We start from the raw sequence: 16,608 nt of genomic DNA, 5'->3' as shown, positions 1-16,608 counted from the left end.
CGCTCACTTGCGGCGATAATGCTCGAACTTGTCGCGATCGAGCGTCATGCCGATGCCTGGCCTTGTCGGTACGAAAACGTGAAAGTCCCTGTAGACCAGGGGTTCGGTGACGATTTCGTCAGCAAGCCAGATGCCTCCGATGAACTCGGAGCCGAACGTGACACTGCGCTCGGCCGCTGCGACCTGCAGGCCGGCAGACGTGCCGATCGAGCTTTCAAGGAAAGTACCGCCATAGCTCGCAATGCCAGCGGCCTCGGCAATGCCGGCGATCTGCCTGCACGCAGTCAGGCCGCCCGACTTCATTACCTTGTAGGCGAAGACGTCCACCGCAGCGCTGCCCGCGAGCCGCATCGCATCCTGAAGCGTGCAGACGCTCTCGTCCGCCATGACCTTGATGCCGAAGCGTTCGCGGATCCGCTTCAAACCGTCGAAATTCCAGCCCTGTACCGGCTGTTCGAGCAGGCTGATTCCGCCATCGATCAGCGCCGGAATCCACCGATTGGCGGTCGTCTCATCCCACACCTGGTTGAGATCGATTCTCACCTCCGCGCGGCCTGCCAGCGCCTTGGCGACTTTTACGGCACGCTCGACGTCTGCCTGAGGCGGCTTTGCCCCACCTTTGAGCTTGAATACCTTCGCGGCCTTGCGGGCGATCATGTCCTCGGCTTCGGCGATGTCGGTATCCGCCTCGCCGGTCGCCAGGGCCCAACTGATCTCGCTGCTGTCGCGAACCATGCCCCCGAACAAGGCGTGGACGGGTGCGTTAAGCGCTTTGCCAACGATGTCCCACAAAGCGATGTCGACCGCCGCCTTGGCAAAATAGTTTGCGAACGCGACCTTGTTCATCAGACCGTGGAGCGCCGTGACGTCACCCGCACTCTGTCCGACGATCGCCGGCGCCAGATAGGTGTCGATCATCACCTTCATCGTCTCGATGCTATCGCCGCTCCACCATGGTCCACCGGGCGTAGCTCCTTCGCCGAGCCCCGTGATGCCGCTTTCAGTCTCGATCTCGACGATCAGGAATGCCTGCGAGCTGATCTTTGCCTTGGCGAACTGGTGCGCCCTGCGGATCGGCAAATCGACGATCGTGGTTTTGACGGCGCGGATGCGCAAGGCGTCCTTTGCCAAGTTAGTCGTGGCGACGATCGGAGAAACCATCTCGTTCATGCTCTGCCCTCCTTCAGGAGTGGATTGTCGGCGGGGTTGATCGATGAGGGATGCGGCACGAGCGGCGTCACCTCTACACTTAAGAATGGAAAGAAAGGCAGGCTGCTGATTGCCGAGTGAAGCTGCTCGACGCTATCGACCTCGAAAATCGAGACGTTCGCGTACGCCCCCGCTACTCGCCAGATGTGCTTCCAGATCCCCTCACGTTGAAGTCGGATCCCGACTTCCTTCTCTTCAGCTTTCAGTCTCTCGAATTCTTCCGGCGGCATGCCATAAGGCGGAGAGACCACCATTCGCACTAGATAAAACATTTCAATACCTGCCCGTGTTCTCGTTTCTATTCGGCAATCGTCACAACATCTCGTGCGCAATTGATTGCTGACGGGCACTATCGAAAGCCAGGCTCTTTCTGTAAAATACTATATGAGGCGCTCAGCGATACCTTTTCGGAATGACTGGAGTTACGATGGAATTGAGACAGTTGCGCTATTTCATTGCAGTCGCCGAAGAGGGCAGTTTTGGCGGCGCGGCGCAGCGCGTCCACGTCACACAGCCCCCTGTTACCCGACAGATTCATGCGCTTGAGCAAGAGCTGAAGGTCACGCTTTTCGTGCGCACGCCGAGGGGGGCAATTCTCACTGAAGCCGGCCGCGTCTTTCTCGAAGAGGCCCGCGAGATCATTGAGCGGTCGCGCCGCGCTGGTGAACGCAGCCGCGCGGCCGACCGCGGCGAGATCGGCCGCCTCACCGTCGCGTTCTTTGGCTCGTCCATCTATCAAGCCGTGCCTATGATTTTGCGCCGCTTCCGTGCCCAAGTCCCGCTTGCGCAAATCGTCCTCGTCAGCATGGGAAAGGATCGCCAGCAGGAAGCTCTTCGTTCCGGAGCGATCGACATCGGATTTAGCCGCTATTTCAATCCCGCACCTGACATTGAGGTCATGACGGTTGCCGAAGAACCGCTCTATGTCGCACTTCCGGTCGAAGACAACCTTGCTCATGCAACGTCTCTGAGGCTTCCCGATCTTATCGGGCGTTCGCTCATCCTGTTCCCATCCGGAAATCGGCCGAGCTTCGCAGATGCTGTTCTGAGCGCCCTGTCGGCTGCAAGCGTCAATCTTGTTATCGGCGCCGAAGCGGAGGATCAAACATCGGCGCTTGCGCTCGTGTCGATCGGCTCGGGTATCTGTATCGCTCCCGAAGCGGTCACGAGCATCCGCATGCCTGGCGTAACCTTCGTCAGGCTGGCCGAACCGAACATCACATCGCCAACCCACTGTGCCTATCTCAAGGCGAACACGACCCCGATCCTCTCCGCCTTCATGCGAAGCCTCAGCGACAAGAAGCCGGTCAAACGCGCCCAGGAGCCCCGAAAGGTCGGGAAGAAGCGCTAAGGTTCCCACGGGACTCACGCCACCTCCGGTATTTTCTGGTCGGGGTTTGTGTAGATTTTTCCGCGACGGCCGAGCGGCCGATGTCGGGCAGCATGTGGTGTTCATGCCCCTCGCCTATGCCGGCGCATCATCACCTGTCGTTTCCAGCTGGCGGGTATCCGTCCACGCGCTGAGCGCGATCGTTTCGCCGTGATTACCCGCCAGCTGTCTAACGCATCTACCCTGAGAAGCATCGACAGGCCCCTCAGGACCGTGCTCAGGCCGCCGCTTGCTTCCGTGCAACTTCCGCGACGAACTTCCCCTGCAGCGATGCTAACTCCAGCTCATTGGTGGAAGGCTGGCGTGAGCGATCCGGCGCAGCAATCGTCGACGCGCCATACGGGGAACCGCCGGTGATCTCGTCAAGGCGCATCTGACCCTGCGCGGTATAGGGAAGTCCAACGATGATCATGCCATGATGGAGCAACACCGGAATACTTCCAAGGATCGTCGATTCCTGCCCACCATGTTGCGTGCCGGACGACGTGAAGATTGACCCCACTTTTCCGACGAGTTTACGCTCATACCAAAGCCCGCCAGTCTGATCGAGAAACGCCTTCATCTGCGCCGGCATGGTGCCGAAGCGCGTCGGAAAGCCGAGGATGATGCCATCATACTCGGCAAGCTCATCGACGGTCGCGATGGGGGCTTTCTGGTCAAGCTTAAAGCCATTTTTTTGCGCGATCTCTTCCGGGGTCGTCTCCGGAACCCGTTTCACGATCGCCTCCACGCCGACCGACCGGATACCTTCGGCGGCGGCATAGGCCATCTCCTCTATATGACCGTGAGACGAGTAATAGAGGACAAGCACCTTGGTCATTGTTGATTCCTTATTGGCGGGCCGGGAGGATGCCGCGGCACTGGTTTGAGCAGACGCCTCGCGCAACAATCCCAACACGCGCACAATCGATCGAAGCGTCATTGTCGTTCTGCCTTATCTACTCGCGCCGGATTGCAGCGCTCGAAGCGCCACCCGTAGGCCTGCAGGCAAGCGCGCCAGGCCGCTTCCATACGGTCCGGTTTGCCTCTGACGGCAGTTCATCAGGGTGTCGCCTAAGCTAACAATCGCCTTTCAATGGGATAATCCCACCGAGACGGAGTTCTGCTCTCACCAGAGGTACGAAGACACTTTCTTGCGCCCGATAGGTGGCAATGAGACCGGTCGCCGATCACTCCAGCTCGCCCCTTGAGATTAAGCAGCCGCCCAGCTTGCTGTTCGGCGGGTCGGACGCATTGACGATCACGCAAACTCCCTTGCGATCGCAATTGCAGGAAATTCTCTCCGCACAGCACCTCATCATCGAGCCGGACGGTGCGAGACCATTCGACCCGCGACCCCGCCCCCAGCGTCGCTTCACTCGGGCACGAAAGTTACCTCACACCGGTGGAGCGACCTTATTCATTGTAAGGCGAGGCATAATTTCTTACCTAGAGCGAAGATTTGACACCATCAGTGTGAGGATAGTCGCTTGCTCGATAGGTTCCAGGGGATTCAGGTCCTGCTTAAAGTCGTCGAGCTGGGCAGCTTGTCGGGTGCAGCTCGGGCTTTGGACATGTCGCCGACCATGGCGACCAAACATGTCGCTGCTATCGAGCAGCGGCTCGGCGTGCGGCTTCTGCACCGCACGACACGCAAAGTGACCCCGACTGAAATCGGGCGCACTTTCGTGCAAAACGCGGAACGCATCATCGCCGAACTTCAAGAAGCGGAAGCCGAAGCGGCAGCCGACAAACTAGTGGTGCGGGGACTGCTCAGGGTCAATGTTCCGGTTTCATTCGGCACAAGCGAAATCGCGCCCATTTTGAACGACCTTTCCAAAGCTCACCCAGACCTGACAATCGATCTTGGCGTGAACGATCGTCTTGTCGATCTCGTGGAGGAAGGATGGGATCTCGCCATACGTATCGGACGACTACAGGACTCGCCCATGATTGCGCGCCGTCTCGCGCCTTGTCACATGGCGGTCTGCGCATCGCCGGCATATCTCAGAAAACACGGACGCCCCAAGACGGTAATCGATCTCGGCGATCATCGCTGCCTTGGCTACACCCTGTCCCACGCTGTCGGACCCAGTTCGTGGAGTTTTGGAAGCAACGGCGATATCAAGGTGCCTGTCTCGGGGCCGCTTCGCGCCGGCAACGGCGACGCACTTGTCGCAGCGGCCATTGCCGGTATGGGGATCGTCTACCAGCCCACATTCATCGTTGCCGATGCCGTTGCAGATGGTCGGCTCGAAATTCTCGAACTCGACCATCCTCCGTTCGATCTCGGCAACATCTACGCAGTGTACCCTCCGAACGAGCATCTCCCCGCGAAGGTGCGCGTCTTCATTGATTTCCTTATCAAGCGTTTTGCTGGCACCCCACCGTGGCAGCGACGCATCGATCAGACAACCGACAGGAACTGATCGCTCGCTTCGGTTCACACTGGCGGTGTGATAACGCCGCACATTTTTGCAGATTATCGCGAGGTGGGAAGCAGATTACCTGTCACGGCATCGGCGGAGACGGCTCCGCCCGCCGCTAAGAGCTAGCCGAGCAAATCCAGTTCGGAACTCCACGGCGACAGACATCGCAACCGACGGCAATGCCTTTGTCATCGGTCGCGTCGATGGAGCGATGCTATGAAAGTCCACACCGGAATGATCGGTGCCACGGTGCTGCGTGCCGCCCTTGGCGGCCTCTTCCTCGCACATGCAGGCATGAAGATCTTCGTGTTCACGCCGGCCGGAACGGCGCAATTCTTCGAGTCGGTCGGCGTACCAGGGTTCATCGCTTATCTGGTGATGACAGCGGAAACGCTTGGCGGAATTGCACTGCTCCTCGGCATCTATCCGCGCATCGTGGCGCTGGGCCTTATCCCAATCCTGCTCGGCGCGATTGCAACGGTGCATGCCGGCGCCGGCTTCTTCTTCAACAATCCCAATGGGGGTTGGGAATTTCCTGCCTTCTGGGCGCTCACCCTCATAGTCCAGGCTCTGATCGGCGATGGGCTCTACGCATTGAAGCCGACACCGCTTCCTGGGACCGTTATCAACCCTGCGATCACCTGAAGCTGCTCTCCGCCCGCAGCCCGTAATGCCATCCCCGTATAAACTCTCTTCTGGCGGTTCAATCGATGCTCCCAAGCATATTCATTAGCCACGGTGCTCCAAGCCTTGCGCTTGGCGACAGTCCGGCGCGGTCGTTCCTCGAATCTCTGCCCGCGCTTCTCCCCTTTCGACCGACCGCGATCCTGATCATATCGGCGCACTGGGAAGAGAGTGTTGTGACCCTCAACGGCCTCGACCGACACACTACAATTCATGATTTCGGTGGCTTTCCTGACGCACTTTACGAGATGCGTTACCCGGCTCCGGGATCTGCCCATCTGGTCGAGCGCGTACGCTCCCTTCTGCACGAACAAAGCATACCGAGTGCGGCAAACGAGTTTCGCGGCTGTAGCGCGACGATTACGGAGTCCGGTCGGCGTCAATTTTGATGGCCGATAGGTGGCCGCGCCGGTTGGTGAATTCTGGCTACCATTTGCTGTTGCGAGGAGCAACCGTCGAGCGACAATTACGACGCTGGGTAATTGTCGCTGGCGCTGGCCGGAAGCGAGGGTTTGAAGCGCATGGGATGGTTGGCATGTAATTGCCGCTGGCGACAATTACCCGTTGCCTCAGCAAGGGTGCTCCCGAGCGCGAAGCCAGCGACAATTATGATGGCCGGTCCGGGGCGCCATTGGGCGGGTCGTAATCGCCGGCGTTGATGCGGGCGACGGCGGAACGCTTGCGGTAGCTTTCGCCGTTCATCTCGATGATGGTCGAGTGGTGCACGAGGCGGTCGATCGCGGCGACAGCCATGGCGGGATCAGGGAAGACGTTGTCCCATGCCGAAAATGGCTGGTTGGCGGTAATGGCGAGCGAGTGGCGTTCGTAGCGGTGGGCGATGAGCTCGAACAAGGCGCTGGTTTCGACCTGGTCCTTGCGGACGTAGGACAGATCGTCGAGCACGATGAGATCGAACTTGTCGAGCTTGTCGAGCATGGCGGGCAAGCTGAGGTCGCGGCGCGCGGACTGGAGCTTCTGGACCATGTCGGTGGTGGAGCAGAACAGGACGCGCCGCCCCGTGTCGATGAGGGCATGGCCAATGGCGGCAACTGCGTGCGTCTTGCCGGTCCCGCTCTGGCCGAACAGCAGCAGGTTGCCGCCGTTCTCGATCCAGTCGTCACCGGCGGCGAGGGACAAGAGGTGCGGTTTGCGGATGCCGGGGGCGGCGTCGAAATCGAAGGTGGCGAAGGTCTTGCCTGCGGGCAAGCCGGACTGGTCGCGATGGCGCTGGATGCGCCGGGAGGAGCGATCAGCCATCTCGATCTCGAGAAGCGAGGCCAGCAGGTTGGCGGCCGGCCAGCCATCGCGATCGGCGGTGTCGGTGAGGTGCTTCCAGTTGCGGTTGATGCTCGGCAGGCGCAAGGCCTTGAGCAGGGTAGGCAGTACGGCGGCGGCCTGATCCTTGGTGCGGGTCATCAGTGCACCTCCCCGCTGGCGATCAGGCTGTTGTAGCTGTGCAGATCGGGTGGCGGGATAGCGACATCGCGCTGCGATCTTGCGGTTGGCAGGAACTCGTCCCTGAGCGCATCGACATCGGGCAAGCGCCCGCTGTCGAGAGCCTCATCGATCCGCCGGGCCAGCACGTCGACACAGTCGCCCCTGGCGGCGATATCGAGCAGCGCGACGGCATCGCGGCAGGCCTGCCGTCCATCGAGTTGGGCATCGAAGGCTTGCCAGGCCCGCCGGTAGGCGTGATCGGGGAAGAGGGCTTCGCGGTAGACGAGGTTGCGCAGTGCACCGGGCTTGCGGCGCAGGTTACCGATCATGTGCCGGAAATCGATGCTATGCCCCCGGTGGGGATGACTGATCCGCACACGCGGCGTGGACATTACCCTGTCTGGACCGAGGAAGAGCTCGATGCGATCGTCAAAGAGATGCGCGTTGAGGCGCCGTCCGACGAGGCGGGAAGGCACCGAATAGGTAACCCGATCGATGGCGACGGTGCCGTTGCGGGTGACATCGACGGTGACCATGGCGAAATCGGTGGTTCGCCTTGCGGGCAGCGCCTTGAGTACCCTGCGTTCTGCATCGATGCGCGCAGCATGTCGCCGGTTCTGTCTGGCGACCTGCGCCTCAACGAACTCGCGCCAGGCCTCGATGCTAACGAAATCGCGGCTGCCCCGCCGGCGTAAGGCCTGATCGAGCCGTCGCTTGAGATGGGCATGGGGACCTTCGATCGATCCGTTCTCGTGCGCCTCGCCGCGGTTGTTGCGGGTAGCAAGCATGCCGTAATGACGACACAGCTCGTCATAGCTTCGGGTGAAATCCCGCTGCGCATCGGCGTTGAGGTTTTTGTAGGCGGCTGACAGGGAATCGCTGCGGTGTTCGGCCGGCGCACCGCCCAGCTTCCACAACGCATCCTGCAGGTGCTCCGAAAGGGCGGCAAAGCTCTCCCCGCCCAGCACGACAGCCGCATGCTCCCAGCCACTCGCCGCCAAGCGGAAGTGGTAGAGGCGATAGGCCAGGGTCTCGCCGGCAACAGTGACCTTGAGACTGTCGCATACCGTGAAATCCGACAGGCCCTGCCGACCGGGCTCATGATGCTGCGGGAAGAAGATCTCCTTCTCGCCGCCGTGCAGTGCCCGCCAGCGGGCGATCCGGCGTTCCAGTGTTCGTCGTATCGCATCGGGAACAGCATCCTCGCCGAACTCGTCCTGGAGCGTCTCGAAGACCGTGACGGCAATGATACCGTCGATCTGGAGCAACTCCTCTATACGTGGCCAGAATGGCTCGAGCGGATCGGCGCGGGTGCGCCAGTGGCGCTCCTTCTTCTTCTGGGACGGAAGCTGCGGATCGTTCTCGATCCGGCGTGCGCTGCGTTCGCTGATACCGGCCTTGGCAGCCGCGACGGCCTGGGTGTGTTGGCGACGATGGGTCATGAAGAGAAATACCTGCTGATCGGAAATGTGGTGGCCCGGCATCGCAAACCCATCGCTCGTTGTTCGATGAGTGTTCCGATACCACCGCCCGCCACAGCCCCGATCTGCCCCCCGAAAGAAGGGGAAAAAGATCGCCACCGGTTGTCTGGTCCGCTCTCCGGTCGGGGCTGCGCCCCTCCCTACGATCAGACCAGACAACCGATCCTACCGGCCATCATAGTCGCCGCTCAACCGGCCATCGTAGTTGTCGCCGCGCAGGTACGGCAACACCCGGCATGGGCTACAATCTTGACATTTCCCCAGTACAATGCATATGTTCATGCATATGCAAAGGAGGTCGATATGGCCCGGAAAAAAGCAGTTTCCGTCCCTCCACGAGAAGCCAAACTGTTCCGGAACAACAAGAGTCAGGCTCTGCGCATCCCTGCCGATTTCGAACTTCCGGGTGACCGCGTGATGATCCATCGCGATGGCGACCGCCTCATTATCGAACCGGTACGCCGCAAGAATCTTCTGGAAGTCCTCGCATCCCTGCAGCCGCTCGGGCCCGATGATCAGTTTCCCGATGTCGAGGACACATTGCTCCCGATAAAGGCCATCGACCTGTGAGCGGGCTCTATATGCTCGACACCAATACCGTCTCCGAGCTTGCCCGCAATCCGCAAGGATCGGTTGCCGCACGCATCGCCGAAGTGGGCCCGGATGCGATCTGTGTCAGCATCATCACCGCGGCGGAACTCCGCTACGGCTGCGCCAGAGCGGGTTCGCCGCGGCTGCTGGCGCAGATCGAGGCCATTCTGGACAGCCTCCAGATCCTTGCCCTCGATGTCCCCGCCGACACTGAATATGCCGGTATTCGCGCAGAGCTGGAAGCAGCCGGCAAGCCTATCGGGCCAAATGACTGGTTCATCGCTGCCCATGCCTATGCCCTGGAAGCGGTGCTGGTGACCGCGAATATCACAGACTTCTCGCGGATACGCGCACTCAAAGTCGAGAACTGGATCGCCGACCTTCATTGACCGGATGCCGGGCAATCACCGCATGGCTTTCGTCTAGCGCATCGGCTCGCTCCAGCGGCGGGCCGCCGCCACACGCTTCGCGATCGACCCTAACCCTTGAGATGACCTTCAGCTCCATAGCGGATCGGGGGGCCTTTGCCGTCCATTGACCTCATGGCCGGAGAGAGGAGGGGGGTGTGCCTTTGTGTTCACGCAACAGGAGAAGGCCATGTCCGACATCATCGACCTCGGCGGCGCGCCCGGACACGAGGATTGCGCGCAGCTCGGCCACACCCCCGACTTCGAGCGCCTCAACCGGCTTGAGGTCGCCGCCTATCGGGCCGCCGTCATCGCCCGCTTCGGCCCGCCCCCGGACGGGTGTGCCCTCGTCTTTATCACCAACCGGCACGACTTCGGCATCTATCGCACGCTCGGTCTCAAGGTCGATGCGGGCGCTTATCGTCGCGATCCCTCGGTCGCGGCCTATGTCGAGGCCGCCCAGGACGGTCTCGCCAGCTGGGTCGAAGCCGGTTTCGCGCCGCCGGTCCGCTACGACGACGGCCGTGCCCCCGCGGTCGACCGGGACCGTATCGACGACATCGTCATGGGTGCGTTGCTCGCGACGCGGCCCGACCCGTTGGGACGGTTCCCCATTCCCGACTTCGAGATCCTTCATCGCAATCTCGCCGCCGCCTACCCTCGCTGCGCCGAGGCCGCGAACCGCTCGCTTGAGGAGACACCAGTATGATACCGACGCAACTTACCTCCGACCAGGCCGCCATTCAGGCTCGTATCGAGGCCGAGATCGCAGAGCATGCCGCCGCCGTCCGGCGTGTCGAAGCGCGCTGCAAGAGCGCGTTCCTGCCTATCCTGCGGGAGCATGGTATCACACGCGTCGACATCAGCTATGATGGTGGCGGTGATGAAGGCATGATGGGCGATGTCACCGCCTATGGCGGCCAGTCTGTCCGGGAATTGCCTTCGGTGCTGTGCGACCATTACGCCGTCGACTATGGTGGAAACGTTCGCAGTTCCGCATTGCAACTGGAGGACGCCCTGTCGTCTTTTGCTGAAAATGCCGTCTGCGACCATCATGGTGGCTGGGAAAATGGCGAGGGCGCCTACGGAGAGATCGTCATCGATGTCGCCTCGGGAGGCGTGACCATCACGCATAATGCCCGGTTCATCGACTACGACACCACCGAGACGGAGCTGTGATCCATGTCTCACTGCTATTTTCATGCGCTCAGCTCGGCGCGCCGCTGGGGCGGCGTGCCGGGCGACTATATCGCCCTTCATCAATGGTTCGATGAATCCAAGAAGATCATCGCTGATCCGCGCCACCGGGCGCTCAGGCACCATGCCGAGGGGATTTTCCTGCTCGAGACGATTTTTGGCGTGACCGTTCGCAACAGCGACGGACGTCAGGTGCCGGTGCGTCTGATCGGGGAGGCGCACGTCACCGAAGATCTGGGGCGCATTCCGTCTTTCGCCGACTGGGCACGGCTCATCCAGCCGATGCCCTGGATGTTGCGCGGCAATCCCGCCGGCTCGCCGGGGCTGGATCCTGCTATTTCCGGTTCACCCGCACCCAACGCTGCTGTAGCCTGATCTCATGGATCAGGGACCCTTCAGCAAGGCCGCCGCAGACAACGCCCTCGATCGTCTCATCGCAATTGCCCGATCCGACACCGGCCAATCACGCCGGGTCGCAAACTTCCTTCTGGCCTGGTGGAACGGCGAGGATTGCGGGCACTTTCCTATCGCCGATCTGTTCGGCGTCGACGCGACGATCGCGACCCACATCACGACGATCGTCGGTTTCCTCGGTCAACATGAAGGCGCGATCTATCCGGATGCCTTCGGCTGCAAGGCCGAGATGATCGAACTGGTCGGCCGCTGGCGGGATTTCGGCGACTAGAAGTTTTCCAACGTGCAGAGCAACCCGCTCGTTATCGATCTCCTACTGTTGCTCGGGCAGGAGATGACCCGAGTTGCCATCGCGCACGGTTCCATAGGTCTTGAGTCAGGCGTCGAGCGCTTGCCCTGGCGACGGGCAATCATGCATTCGCATTCTGTCCGGGGGGCGGAACCAGCCGGTCCAGCTTCGCCATGAAGAAGCGCTCGCTCCACAGGTCGATCGATTTGAGTTCAGCCGGACGCAGGAAGCGGCGCACATCTTCGGCCGCCGCTTTCCAGTCGAGACCGGCGATCGTGCTGCCCAGCGCGTCCTTCAGCCAGGGCATATTGACGGCAATGCTCTCGTCACCAGCCCACGGTCCGGCTTGAATCAGCGCCGCGCGCAGGAGCGGCAGATTGGGGGCAGTTCCCTTTGCGACATACCAGGAGAAATCGTACCAGTCCCTACCTTTGAGGAAGCCCCGGCAGAGCAGCGCATGGATCTTGAGCGCGAAGTTGGACGGCAGATCCTGATGTCGCACTTCATAGTCGGCCGGAAAATCGAGATAGGTGGCATCTTCGCCGGAGCCGGCGGGGGGATTGACATCGATTTCCAACTTGATGCGGATCGTCCGGGGCTTGCCTGTCCCGGCAAAGATAAGGTCGAGCTGGCTGGCGATCGAATCATTCTTGAGGAGCGCCTGGCGGATCGCGCTGTCCATTTTCGCCTTGGGCCGCGCGTCGAGCTTCAGGCCGAACTGGCCGAACACGTCGACCAGAACCGTGAGATAAGGCGACCAATCGAAATCCGGATCGGGCGCGCGGAGGAGGAAATCGAGGTCTTCTGAAAAACGCGGCAGGCCATGAAGGATACGCAGCGAGGTGCCTCCCTGAAACAGGGCGACATCGAAGAAATCGCCGCGCCACAGGGCGTAAAGCGCGATCTCCTGGAGGATTTCCTTGACGGCATTTTCCTCTTCGAGGGCGTTGGCCGCATCGTAGCTGCGCAGCTTTTCCTGGATGATGTCAATCATGATTGGAAGCCTTTCGGGCCATGACGGCGTATTCGAGCGCGGCGAGAAAGGCGTTCTCGGCCTTGTGCTTGTAGGTGGATCTGAGCTTGGCGAAATCCTTTCGTCGAAGCGAGACGAGCCTGTCCGGGTCGATCCGCATGCCATGGGTCAGCCATTCGACCCCGCTCCATTGTTCCTTGCGCAGGGCAACCAAGTCCATCAGCGCCCGCAAAGGCTGGGCGACGAAGGCGGTGAGTTTGCCCATCTGGACCCGATCAACGCCGATCAGGAACCGATAATCGGCAATGGCGAGAGGGTGGAAGCTGAACGCCCCGAAGTCCGGCGTGTCGAAGTGCAGCGTTTTGCGTCCCGGTGTCACGCTGGCGGTGGTGAAAACCGCTTCGGGAATCCAGCCATGCCAGGTCAGCGCGCTTTCGAGCGAGATATAGCTGCCTGGTACGAGACTCTGGGCAATGGCGAAGGGATGTACGGTTTGGCTGCGATAGTCTCGCCCCAGAAGATATGTGCCGCGCTTCACCCGAAGCAGGGAGCCATCCTTGAGGGCACGGTTTACGAGGCCGTAGCGCCGCGCATCCCCGCCGCCCAGCAACCGCCCAAGCTGGCGTTCGCTCAGGATATGGTCGGCCAGCCCTGCTGCCGTGATCTGCTGTGCCAAGGATGACATGAATTTCCTCATACTTCCAAATTGTGAAAGTTTCCAGAAATTATCGGATGAGCGGCCAGAATGAGCAAAACCTTCCCCGGCGCGCCGCAGGCCTTGTCTCCCGACGTGCTGGTGTCGGCGATACGCTTGGACTCGCTGACGGTGCCCACGCCTTCTGTAAGCCACTGACCGAGACCGAGGCTCTCCTCCGCGCGCCTCGCCGCATCTGCGCTTCGCGCACGCAAAGAGGAGCAGGGAAGGGGGAAGGGGCAGGACATGTCTCCGAGGCCGGAGACCTGACTGTCCCGAACCTATTTTTCGCGAGGAGCGAACATGGCCAACCATTTCGTCAAAGCGAGCTTTGTGCTCACCGTTACCGAGGCCGAGGCCGAAGTCCTGCGCCAGATCGAAGATGCTACAGGAATTCTCGATGATTCTGGTTTCGAGCAGGATGAACTTGCCGCAGCTTATGCCGCGCTCGGCGAATCCTTCACGTCGTGCTTCCCGTCGATCGAGGCCGATCCCTTCGGTGGATTTCGCGCGATCTTCAGCGATCTCGATTATCCACGCCTCAGCTTCTCGCTGCAGGTCGATCCGTCCGATGGGTCAGGCCGTTGCAAGGTCTGGTTCTACGGCGACCAGGTCGATGTCGAAACCGCCGCGCTGCTGATCCAGGCGACCGCGAAATCGGCTCTGCCGTTTGGCTTCGAATATGCGCTCGATTGCGATCGCCTGCGCCCCGGTGAGTTCGGCGGCGGCTATGTCGTCATCCGCGAAGACGGGCTCGAGTTCGCAGGTTCGTCCCGGCTCCTCGATCGCGCTATCGCGCGCGGTCACCACGAAGGTGTCGACGGATACGTCCTTGTCACGCGCGACGCAGAGGCCGGCCTGCTCTTCTGGAACAGCCATTCGGGCTTCGGCTCGCTTGCTGGCGCCACGGTGTTTTCCGAGGCCGAGGCCGCGAACTTCGATCCGCCCATTGCCGACGACCAGCCCGAATGGCTGGCGCTCCCGGCCCCACTCAACTGAAGGAGCCGCACATGCGCTACATCATCGCCCTTTATGAGATTGACCGCGCCTATGGTGGAGCAGAAGAGGGTGGCTGGTGGTACGACACCGGCGAGTTGGCCCGCCTTCTCGCGCTGGCGCCGACCGAAGCGCGGGCCATCCAGTTGGCTGACCGCGCCAACCGCCTGCTCGAACGGCTACAGCGTCATCGTCGCCGCGTCGATTCCGTCCTTTATGATGGCGGCCGTTATACTGCCATCGTCTTCGAATGGACGGCGCCCCCGGCCTTTCCCGAGGTCCGGCCGCACTACGCCTGAACGCGACTGTCCGCCGTTGACGGGCCACCATCCCAGATTGCGGTCCTGCGGAATAGCTGCGCACGGAAGAAGCCCAGTCGAATTCCGGCATCCTGGAGCCAACTCGCCAAAGCCAGCGGCCTGACGCGCGAGCGTTTCGCGATGGCCGATCATCTCCTGCGTCTGATCTGCTGCCCGACGATTGGCGTCGGGGGTGGGGTTGATCAGGCCGGGACCAGGCGGGGGCTGTTCGGATCGATCCATGGATCGACCGGATCGTCCCGAGGCCGCGGACGCGGGCCTCGGCTATGGCGCTTGCGCGCTGGCTCGGCCGAACGGCCGAGGAGAGGAGGGGGAGGAAGGACGGTGTCCCGGACACAGTGTTCGAGACCATCATCCAGGAGACTTTCCATGAACATTGGTTCGATCAAGCAGAATGAAGGCGGTATTTTCGTCGGCAAGATCGAGACGCTGACGATTGCGATGACGATTGCGCTGCGCGAGGTGCACTCGGCCAATCCGAAGGCGCCGAAGTTCGAGGTGCTGGCGCTGTCGGCATCGCGGGCGTGGGTGCAGGTTGGGGCGCTGTTCGAGCTGTTCTCGAACGGCACGGGCGAGGCGTTCCTCAACGGGAAGATCGAGGATCCGAGCCTGGCGGCGCCGCTTTACATTTCCGCGTTCCGCCAGGAGGACGGCAGCTACAACGTGGTCTGGTCGCGTCCGACGCGGCGGCGCGACCTCGCCTCGGAGATGGCGCGCAAGGCCGATGACGCGCTGCCGCCGCTGCCCGGCGAAGGCGAAACCGCCGGCGCGCCGGCCCAGGGCGCCGAGGCCGGCCTCGGCCAGTCGTCGGCAGAGCACGCCTTTGGTGGCGAACAGCCCGAAGGCGGCCGGCGTCAGCGTCGTCAGCGTACGGCCGAACAGGTGGAGGAACCCGAAACCGTCAGCTGAAATCCCCCCGTCGTGCCCGGTCCCGCGCCTCCAGGCCGGGCACGATTCCCGCAGGGTCCGCTTCGTTTCACGCGAAGCGGACCCTGTTCTTGTTTGGCGGCGGTATTTCTCGAACTTACTAAAATTGCCATATTTGGTATATGCCGATTATTCCGCCTGGACCGTGCCATGAATGCGGAAACCTTGCGGTCGACAACGAAGAAGAAAGTTCCGCGGACGGCCTTCCACAATCATACCGGTCAATATCCGGATATCAGCCAGCGAGAACCAATCACCGTCACAAAACATGGGCGTCCAGACATCACTATTGTCGAGGCCGCCTATTTCGAACGGCTCGCCGCTGGACAGATTCTTGCGGTGTTCGATCTTAACGCCGCCGATGCCGATCAAATGCCCGACGCGCATCGGGATCTTTTCGAGGCCGCGAAGCCCTCCGCCGAAGAAATAGGACAGGACGTTTGGAACGATGACGCCGCTCCTTAAGGTCGGCGACATCCTCCACTGTGTCTATCTCTTCACCCGTGACCAGTAGGCCGGTCGGGACGAGGGCATCAAGACACGTCCAGTCATTGTGATCGCTGTGCAGAGTCAGCGCGCTTTCACGGCCGCGATCGCCACGAAGAGCGACAAGGCGGGCCAGGAGCTGGCCATTCCCGACGCCGTTGGCGATCCCGCCGGCTCGCGCACGGCACGTCAGTGGTCATCGACCAGTATAATCATTTCACCTGGCTCGGCTTCGATATCCGCCCCGTTACAGCCGAACCTTCCCGGTTCCCATCCGGCGGCCGTGACAGTCCCCACCGCAGCACCGGTGATCACCTGCCGCCGTGACGGCTGCGATCAGCGGCGCCCTTCCTGCCGAAGCGCGGGATCCGGCGCGCTCGCCCGGGACGGACCCGCCGGCCAATCTCATCGTCTCTGGAATGTGGCCCGGCCTCCGGCTGCAGGCGGCCCGCGGGATCATCGAGGCGGTCGGCGCACACCGCGCCCACTGGCGGCCGCCTTGACCGGAGCCCGCGACCGGGCAAAGCAGGAGGCCCATCGCCCGGCCATCGGCCGCGCTGGTTGAGGGCAAGCGGCCGGGATCGAGCCTTCCACAGTCGGTGCGTCCCCGTCTCCTGTCCGCCATCCGGCCACCCGCTTGTCGGGATGAACGCTACGCCCGTGCGGGACCGTCGCAACCCCCGATTTTGCGGCCGTGTTGAGGCC

General features: G+C 61.7%; 21 protein-coding genes. 14 read left to right on the top strand and 7 right to left on the bottom strand.

Annotation, left to right across the window (positions count from 1 at the left end):
* Positions 1 to 3 precede the first annotated feature (3 nt).
* Together K663_RS21270 and K663_RS21265 are read right to left on the bottom strand one after the other, a co-directional pair.
* Positions 4 to 1,170, bottom strand: a complete 1,167-nt coding sequence (locus K663_RS21270) for a muconate cycloisomerase family protein (RefSeq protein WP_020818764.1) — start codon at positions 1,168 to 1,170, stop codon at positions 4 to 6.
* Positions 1,167 to 1,481, bottom strand: a complete 315-nt coding sequence (locus K663_RS21265) for a muconolactone Delta-isomerase (protein WP_021222966.1) — start codon at positions 1,479 to 1,481, stop codon at positions 1,167 to 1,169. The genes K663_RS21270 and K663_RS21265 overlap by 4 nt, the downstream gene beginning before the upstream one ends.
* A gap of 155 nt (positions 1,482 to 1,636) precedes the next feature.
* Between K663_RS21265 and K663_RS21260 the strand changes: the two genes are divergently transcribed.
* Positions 1,637 to 2,560 carry a LysR family transcriptional regulator gene (locus tag K663_RS21260; protein WP_020818766.1) on the top strand — a complete coding sequence of 308 codons (924 nt, stop codon included), beginning with the start codon at positions 1,637 to 1,639 and terminating at the stop codon, positions 2,558 to 2,560.
* 256 nt (positions 2,561 to 2,816) lie between these two features.
* Here the strand turns inward: K663_RS21260 and wrbA are convergent, their stop codons facing one another.
* Positions 2,817 to 3,419, bottom strand: a complete 603-nt coding sequence (wrbA, locus tag K663_RS21255) for an NAD(P)H:quinone oxidoreductase (RefSeq protein WP_020818767.1) — start codon at positions 3,417 to 3,419, stop codon at positions 2,817 to 2,819.
* A gap of 649 nt (positions 3,420 to 4,068) precedes the next feature.
* Here wrbA and K663_RS21250 point away from each other — a divergent pair.
* From K663_RS21250 to K663_RS25335, 3 genes are all read left to right on the top strand, one after another.
* Positions 4,069 to 5,007, top strand: coding sequence for a LysR family transcriptional regulator (locus tag K663_RS21250; RefSeq protein WP_020818768.1), 939 nt, complete (start codon positions 4,069 to 4,071; stop codon positions 5,005 to 5,007).
* Between the two features lie 216 nt (positions 5,008 to 5,223).
* Positions 5,224 to 5,652: a DoxX family protein gene (locus K663_RS21245; RefSeq protein WP_021222964.1), complete on the top strand. Its 429-nt coding sequence runs from the start codon at positions 5,224 to 5,226 to the stop codon at positions 5,650 to 5,652.
* 65 nt (positions 5,653 to 5,717) lie between these two features.
* Positions 5,718 to 6,080: a dioxygenase family protein gene (locus tag K663_RS25335; RefSeq protein WP_062121841.1), complete on the top strand. Its 363-nt coding sequence runs from the start codon at positions 5,718 to 5,720 to the stop codon at positions 6,078 to 6,080.
* A gap of 217 nt (positions 6,081 to 6,297) precedes the next feature.
* Here the strand turns inward: K663_RS25335 and istB are convergent, their stop codons facing one another.
* Positions 6,298 to 7,107, bottom strand: coding sequence for an IS21-like element helper ATPase IstB (gene istB, locus K663_RS21235; RefSeq protein ID WP_020818758.1), 810 nt, complete (start codon positions 7,105 to 7,107; stop codon positions 6,298 to 6,300).
* Complete coding sequence (gene istA / locus K663_RS21230; protein ID WP_020818759.1) at positions 7,107 to 8,612, bottom strand: IS21 family transposase; 1,506 nt, start codon at positions 8,610 to 8,612, stop codon at positions 7,107 to 7,109. Before istA ends, istB begins: the two co-directional genes overlap by 1 nt.
* 300 nt (positions 8,613 to 8,912) lie before the next feature.
* Here istA and K663_RS21225 point away from each other — a divergent pair, with 300 nt between their 5' ends.
* From K663_RS21225 to K663_RS21200, 6 genes are all read left to right on the top strand, one after another.
* On the top strand, positions 8,913 to 9,179 hold the full coding sequence (locus tag K663_RS21225) for an antitoxin (RefSeq protein WP_020818770.1): 267 nt from the start codon (positions 8,913 to 8,915) through the stop codon (positions 9,177 to 9,179).
* Positions 9,176 to 9,589 (top strand): type II toxin-antitoxin system VapC family toxin, encoded by a 414-nt coding sequence (locus tag K663_RS21220; protein ID WP_020818771.1) that lies wholly within the window; start codon positions 9,176 to 9,178, stop codon positions 9,587 to 9,589. The genes K663_RS21225 and K663_RS21220 overlap by 4 nt, the downstream gene beginning before the upstream one ends.
* Before the next feature lie 208 nt (positions 9,590 to 9,797).
* On the top strand, positions 9,798 to 10,316 hold the full coding sequence (locus K663_RS21215) for a hypothetical protein (protein ID WP_020818772.1): 519 nt from the start codon (positions 9,798 to 9,800) through the stop codon (positions 10,314 to 10,316).
* Positions 10,313 to 10,786 carry a DUF6878 family protein gene (locus K663_RS21210; protein ID WP_015460584.1) on the top strand — a complete coding sequence of 158 codons (474 nt, stop codon included), beginning with the start codon at positions 10,313 to 10,315 and terminating at the stop codon, positions 10,784 to 10,786. The genes K663_RS21215 and K663_RS21210 overlap by 4 nt, the downstream gene beginning before the upstream one ends.
* A gap of 3 nt (positions 10,787 to 10,789) precedes the next feature.
* Positions 10,790 to 11,179 carry a DUF6915 family protein gene (locus K663_RS21205; protein ID WP_015460585.1) on the top strand — a complete coding sequence of 130 codons (390 nt, stop codon included), beginning with the start codon at positions 10,790 to 10,792 and terminating at the stop codon, positions 11,177 to 11,179.
* Between the two features lie 4 nt (positions 11,180 to 11,183).
* Complete coding sequence (locus K663_RS21200; protein ID WP_015460586.1) at positions 11,184 to 11,489, top strand: DUF7673 family protein; 306 nt, start codon at positions 11,184 to 11,186, stop codon at positions 11,487 to 11,489.
* Between the two features lie 139 nt (positions 11,490 to 11,628).
* Here the strand turns inward: K663_RS21200 and K663_RS21195 are convergent, their stop codons facing one another.
* A complete protein-coding gene (locus K663_RS21195) occupies positions 11,629 to 12,501 on the bottom strand; it encodes a nucleotidyl transferase AbiEii/AbiGii toxin family protein (RefSeq protein ID WP_015460587.1) in 873 nt (290 codons plus the stop codon).
* Entirely contained in the window at positions 12,494 to 13,165 is a 672-nt protein-coding gene (locus tag K663_RS21190) for a type IV toxin-antitoxin system AbiEi family antitoxin domain-containing protein (protein ID WP_020818773.1), read from the bottom strand. Before K663_RS21190 ends, K663_RS21195 begins: the two co-directional genes overlap by 8 nt.
* Positions 13,166 to 13,477: 312 nt before the next feature.
* On the opposite strand from K663_RS21190, the gene K663_RS21180 reads away from it, so the two are divergent.
* The 4 genes from K663_RS21180 to K663_RS21165 all read left to right on the top strand — a co-directional run bounded on the left by K663_RS21180 (position 13,478) and on the right by K663_RS21165 (position 15,882).
* Positions 13,478 to 14,173, top strand: coding sequence for a hypothetical protein (locus tag K663_RS21180; protein ID WP_015460589.1), 696 nt, complete (start codon positions 13,478 to 13,480; stop codon positions 14,171 to 14,173).
* Between the two features lie 11 nt (positions 14,174 to 14,184).
* Entirely contained in the window at positions 14,185 to 14,469 is a 285-nt protein-coding gene (locus K663_RS21175) for a hypothetical protein (RefSeq protein WP_015460590.1), read from the top strand.
* Positions 14,470 to 14,859: 390 nt separating this feature from the next.
* The gene (locus K663_RS21170; protein WP_015460591.1) at positions 14,860 to 15,399 is read left to right on the top strand and encodes a DUF736 domain-containing protein; all 540 of its coding nucleotides are present in this window, start codon (positions 14,860 to 14,862) and stop codon (positions 15,397 to 15,399) included.
* A gap of 168 nt (positions 15,400 to 15,567) precedes the next feature.
* A complete protein-coding gene (locus K663_RS21165; RefSeq protein WP_031297199.1) occupies positions 15,568 to 15,882 on the top strand; it encodes a type II toxin-antitoxin system prevent-host-death family antitoxin in 315 nt (104 codons plus the stop codon).
* Positions 15,883 to 16,608 lie beyond the last annotated feature (726 nt).

It is taken from the genome of Sphingobium sp. MI1205, from assembly GCF_001563285.1.
Taxonomy (GTDB): Bacteria; Pseudomonadota; Alphaproteobacteria; order Sphingomonadales; family Sphingomonadaceae; genus Sphingobium.
The sequence above is the reverse complement of the archived record's forward strand: the minus strand, read 5'-3'. Positions and strand labels throughout refer to the sequence as shown.

Excerpts from the sequence above, each read along its gene's own strand:
- K663_RS21245 (WP_021222964.1), top strand. The coding sequence starts at position 5,224 with ATGAAAGTCCACACCGGAATGATCGGTGCCACGGTGCTGCGTGCCGCC.
- K663_RS21210 (WP_015460584.1), top strand. The coding sequence starts at position 10,313 with ATGATACCGACGCAACTTACCTCCGACCAGGCCGCCATTCAGGCTCGT.
- istA (WP_020818759.1), bottom strand. The coding sequence starts at position 8,612 with ATGCCGGGCCACCACATTTCCGATCAGCAGGTATTTCTCTTCATGACC.
- K663_RS21195 (WP_015460587.1), bottom strand. The coding sequence starts at position 12,501 with ATGATTGACATCATCCAGGAAAAGCTGCGCAGCTACGATGCGGCCAAC.
- K663_RS21260 (WP_020818766.1), top strand. The coding sequence starts at position 1,637 with ATGGAATTGAGACAGTTGCGCTATTTCATTGCAGTCGCCGAAGAGGGC.
- K663_RS21165 (WP_031297199.1), top strand. The coding sequence starts at position 15,568 with ATGAATGCGGAAACCTTGCGGTCGACAACGAAGAAGAAAGTTCCGCGG.
- wrbA (WP_020818767.1), bottom strand. The coding sequence starts at position 3,419 with ATGACCAAGGTGCTTGTCCTCTATTACTCGTCTCACGGTCATATAGAG.
- K663_RS21270 (WP_020818764.1), bottom strand. The coding sequence starts at position 1,170 with ATGAACGAGATGGTTTCTCCGATCGTCGCCACGACTAACTTGGCAAAG.
- K663_RS21180 (WP_015460589.1), top strand. The coding sequence starts at position 13,478 with ATGGCCAACCATTTCGTCAAAGCGAGCTTTGTGCTCACCGTTACCGAG.
- K663_RS25335 (WP_062121841.1), top strand. The coding sequence starts at position 5,718 with ATGCTCCCAAGCATATTCATTAGCCACGGTGCTCCAAGCCTTGCGCTT.
- K663_RS21170 (WP_015460591.1), top strand. The coding sequence starts at position 14,860 with ATGAACATTGGTTCGATCAAGCAGAATGAAGGCGGTATTTTCGTCGGC.
- K663_RS21215 (WP_020818772.1), top strand. The coding sequence starts at position 9,798 with ATGTCCGACATCATCGACCTCGGCGGCGCGCCCGGACACGAGGATTGC.
- istB (WP_020818758.1), bottom strand. The coding sequence starts at position 7,107 with ATGACCCGCACCAAGGATCAGGCCGCCGCCGTACTGCCTACCCTGCTC.
- K663_RS21265 (WP_021222966.1), bottom strand. The coding sequence starts at position 1,481 with ATGTTTTATCTAGTGCGAATGGTGGTCTCTCCGCCTTATGGCATGCCG.
- K663_RS21175 (WP_015460590.1), top strand. The coding sequence starts at position 14,185 with ATGCGCTACATCATCGCCCTTTATGAGATTGACCGCGCCTATGGTGGA.
- K663_RS21225 (WP_020818770.1), top strand. The coding sequence starts at position 8,913 with ATGGCCCGGAAAAAAGCAGTTTCCGTCCCTCCACGAGAAGCCAAACTG.
- K663_RS21190 (WP_020818773.1), bottom strand. The coding sequence starts at position 13,165 with ATGTCATCCTTGGCACAGCAGATCACGGCAGCAGGGCTGGCCGACCAT.
- K663_RS21200 (WP_015460586.1), top strand. The coding sequence starts at position 11,184 with ATGGATCAGGGACCCTTCAGCAAGGCCGCCGCAGACAACGCCCTCGAT.
- K663_RS21205 (WP_015460585.1), top strand. The coding sequence starts at position 10,790 with ATGTCTCACTGCTATTTTCATGCGCTCAGCTCGGCGCGCCGCTGGGGC.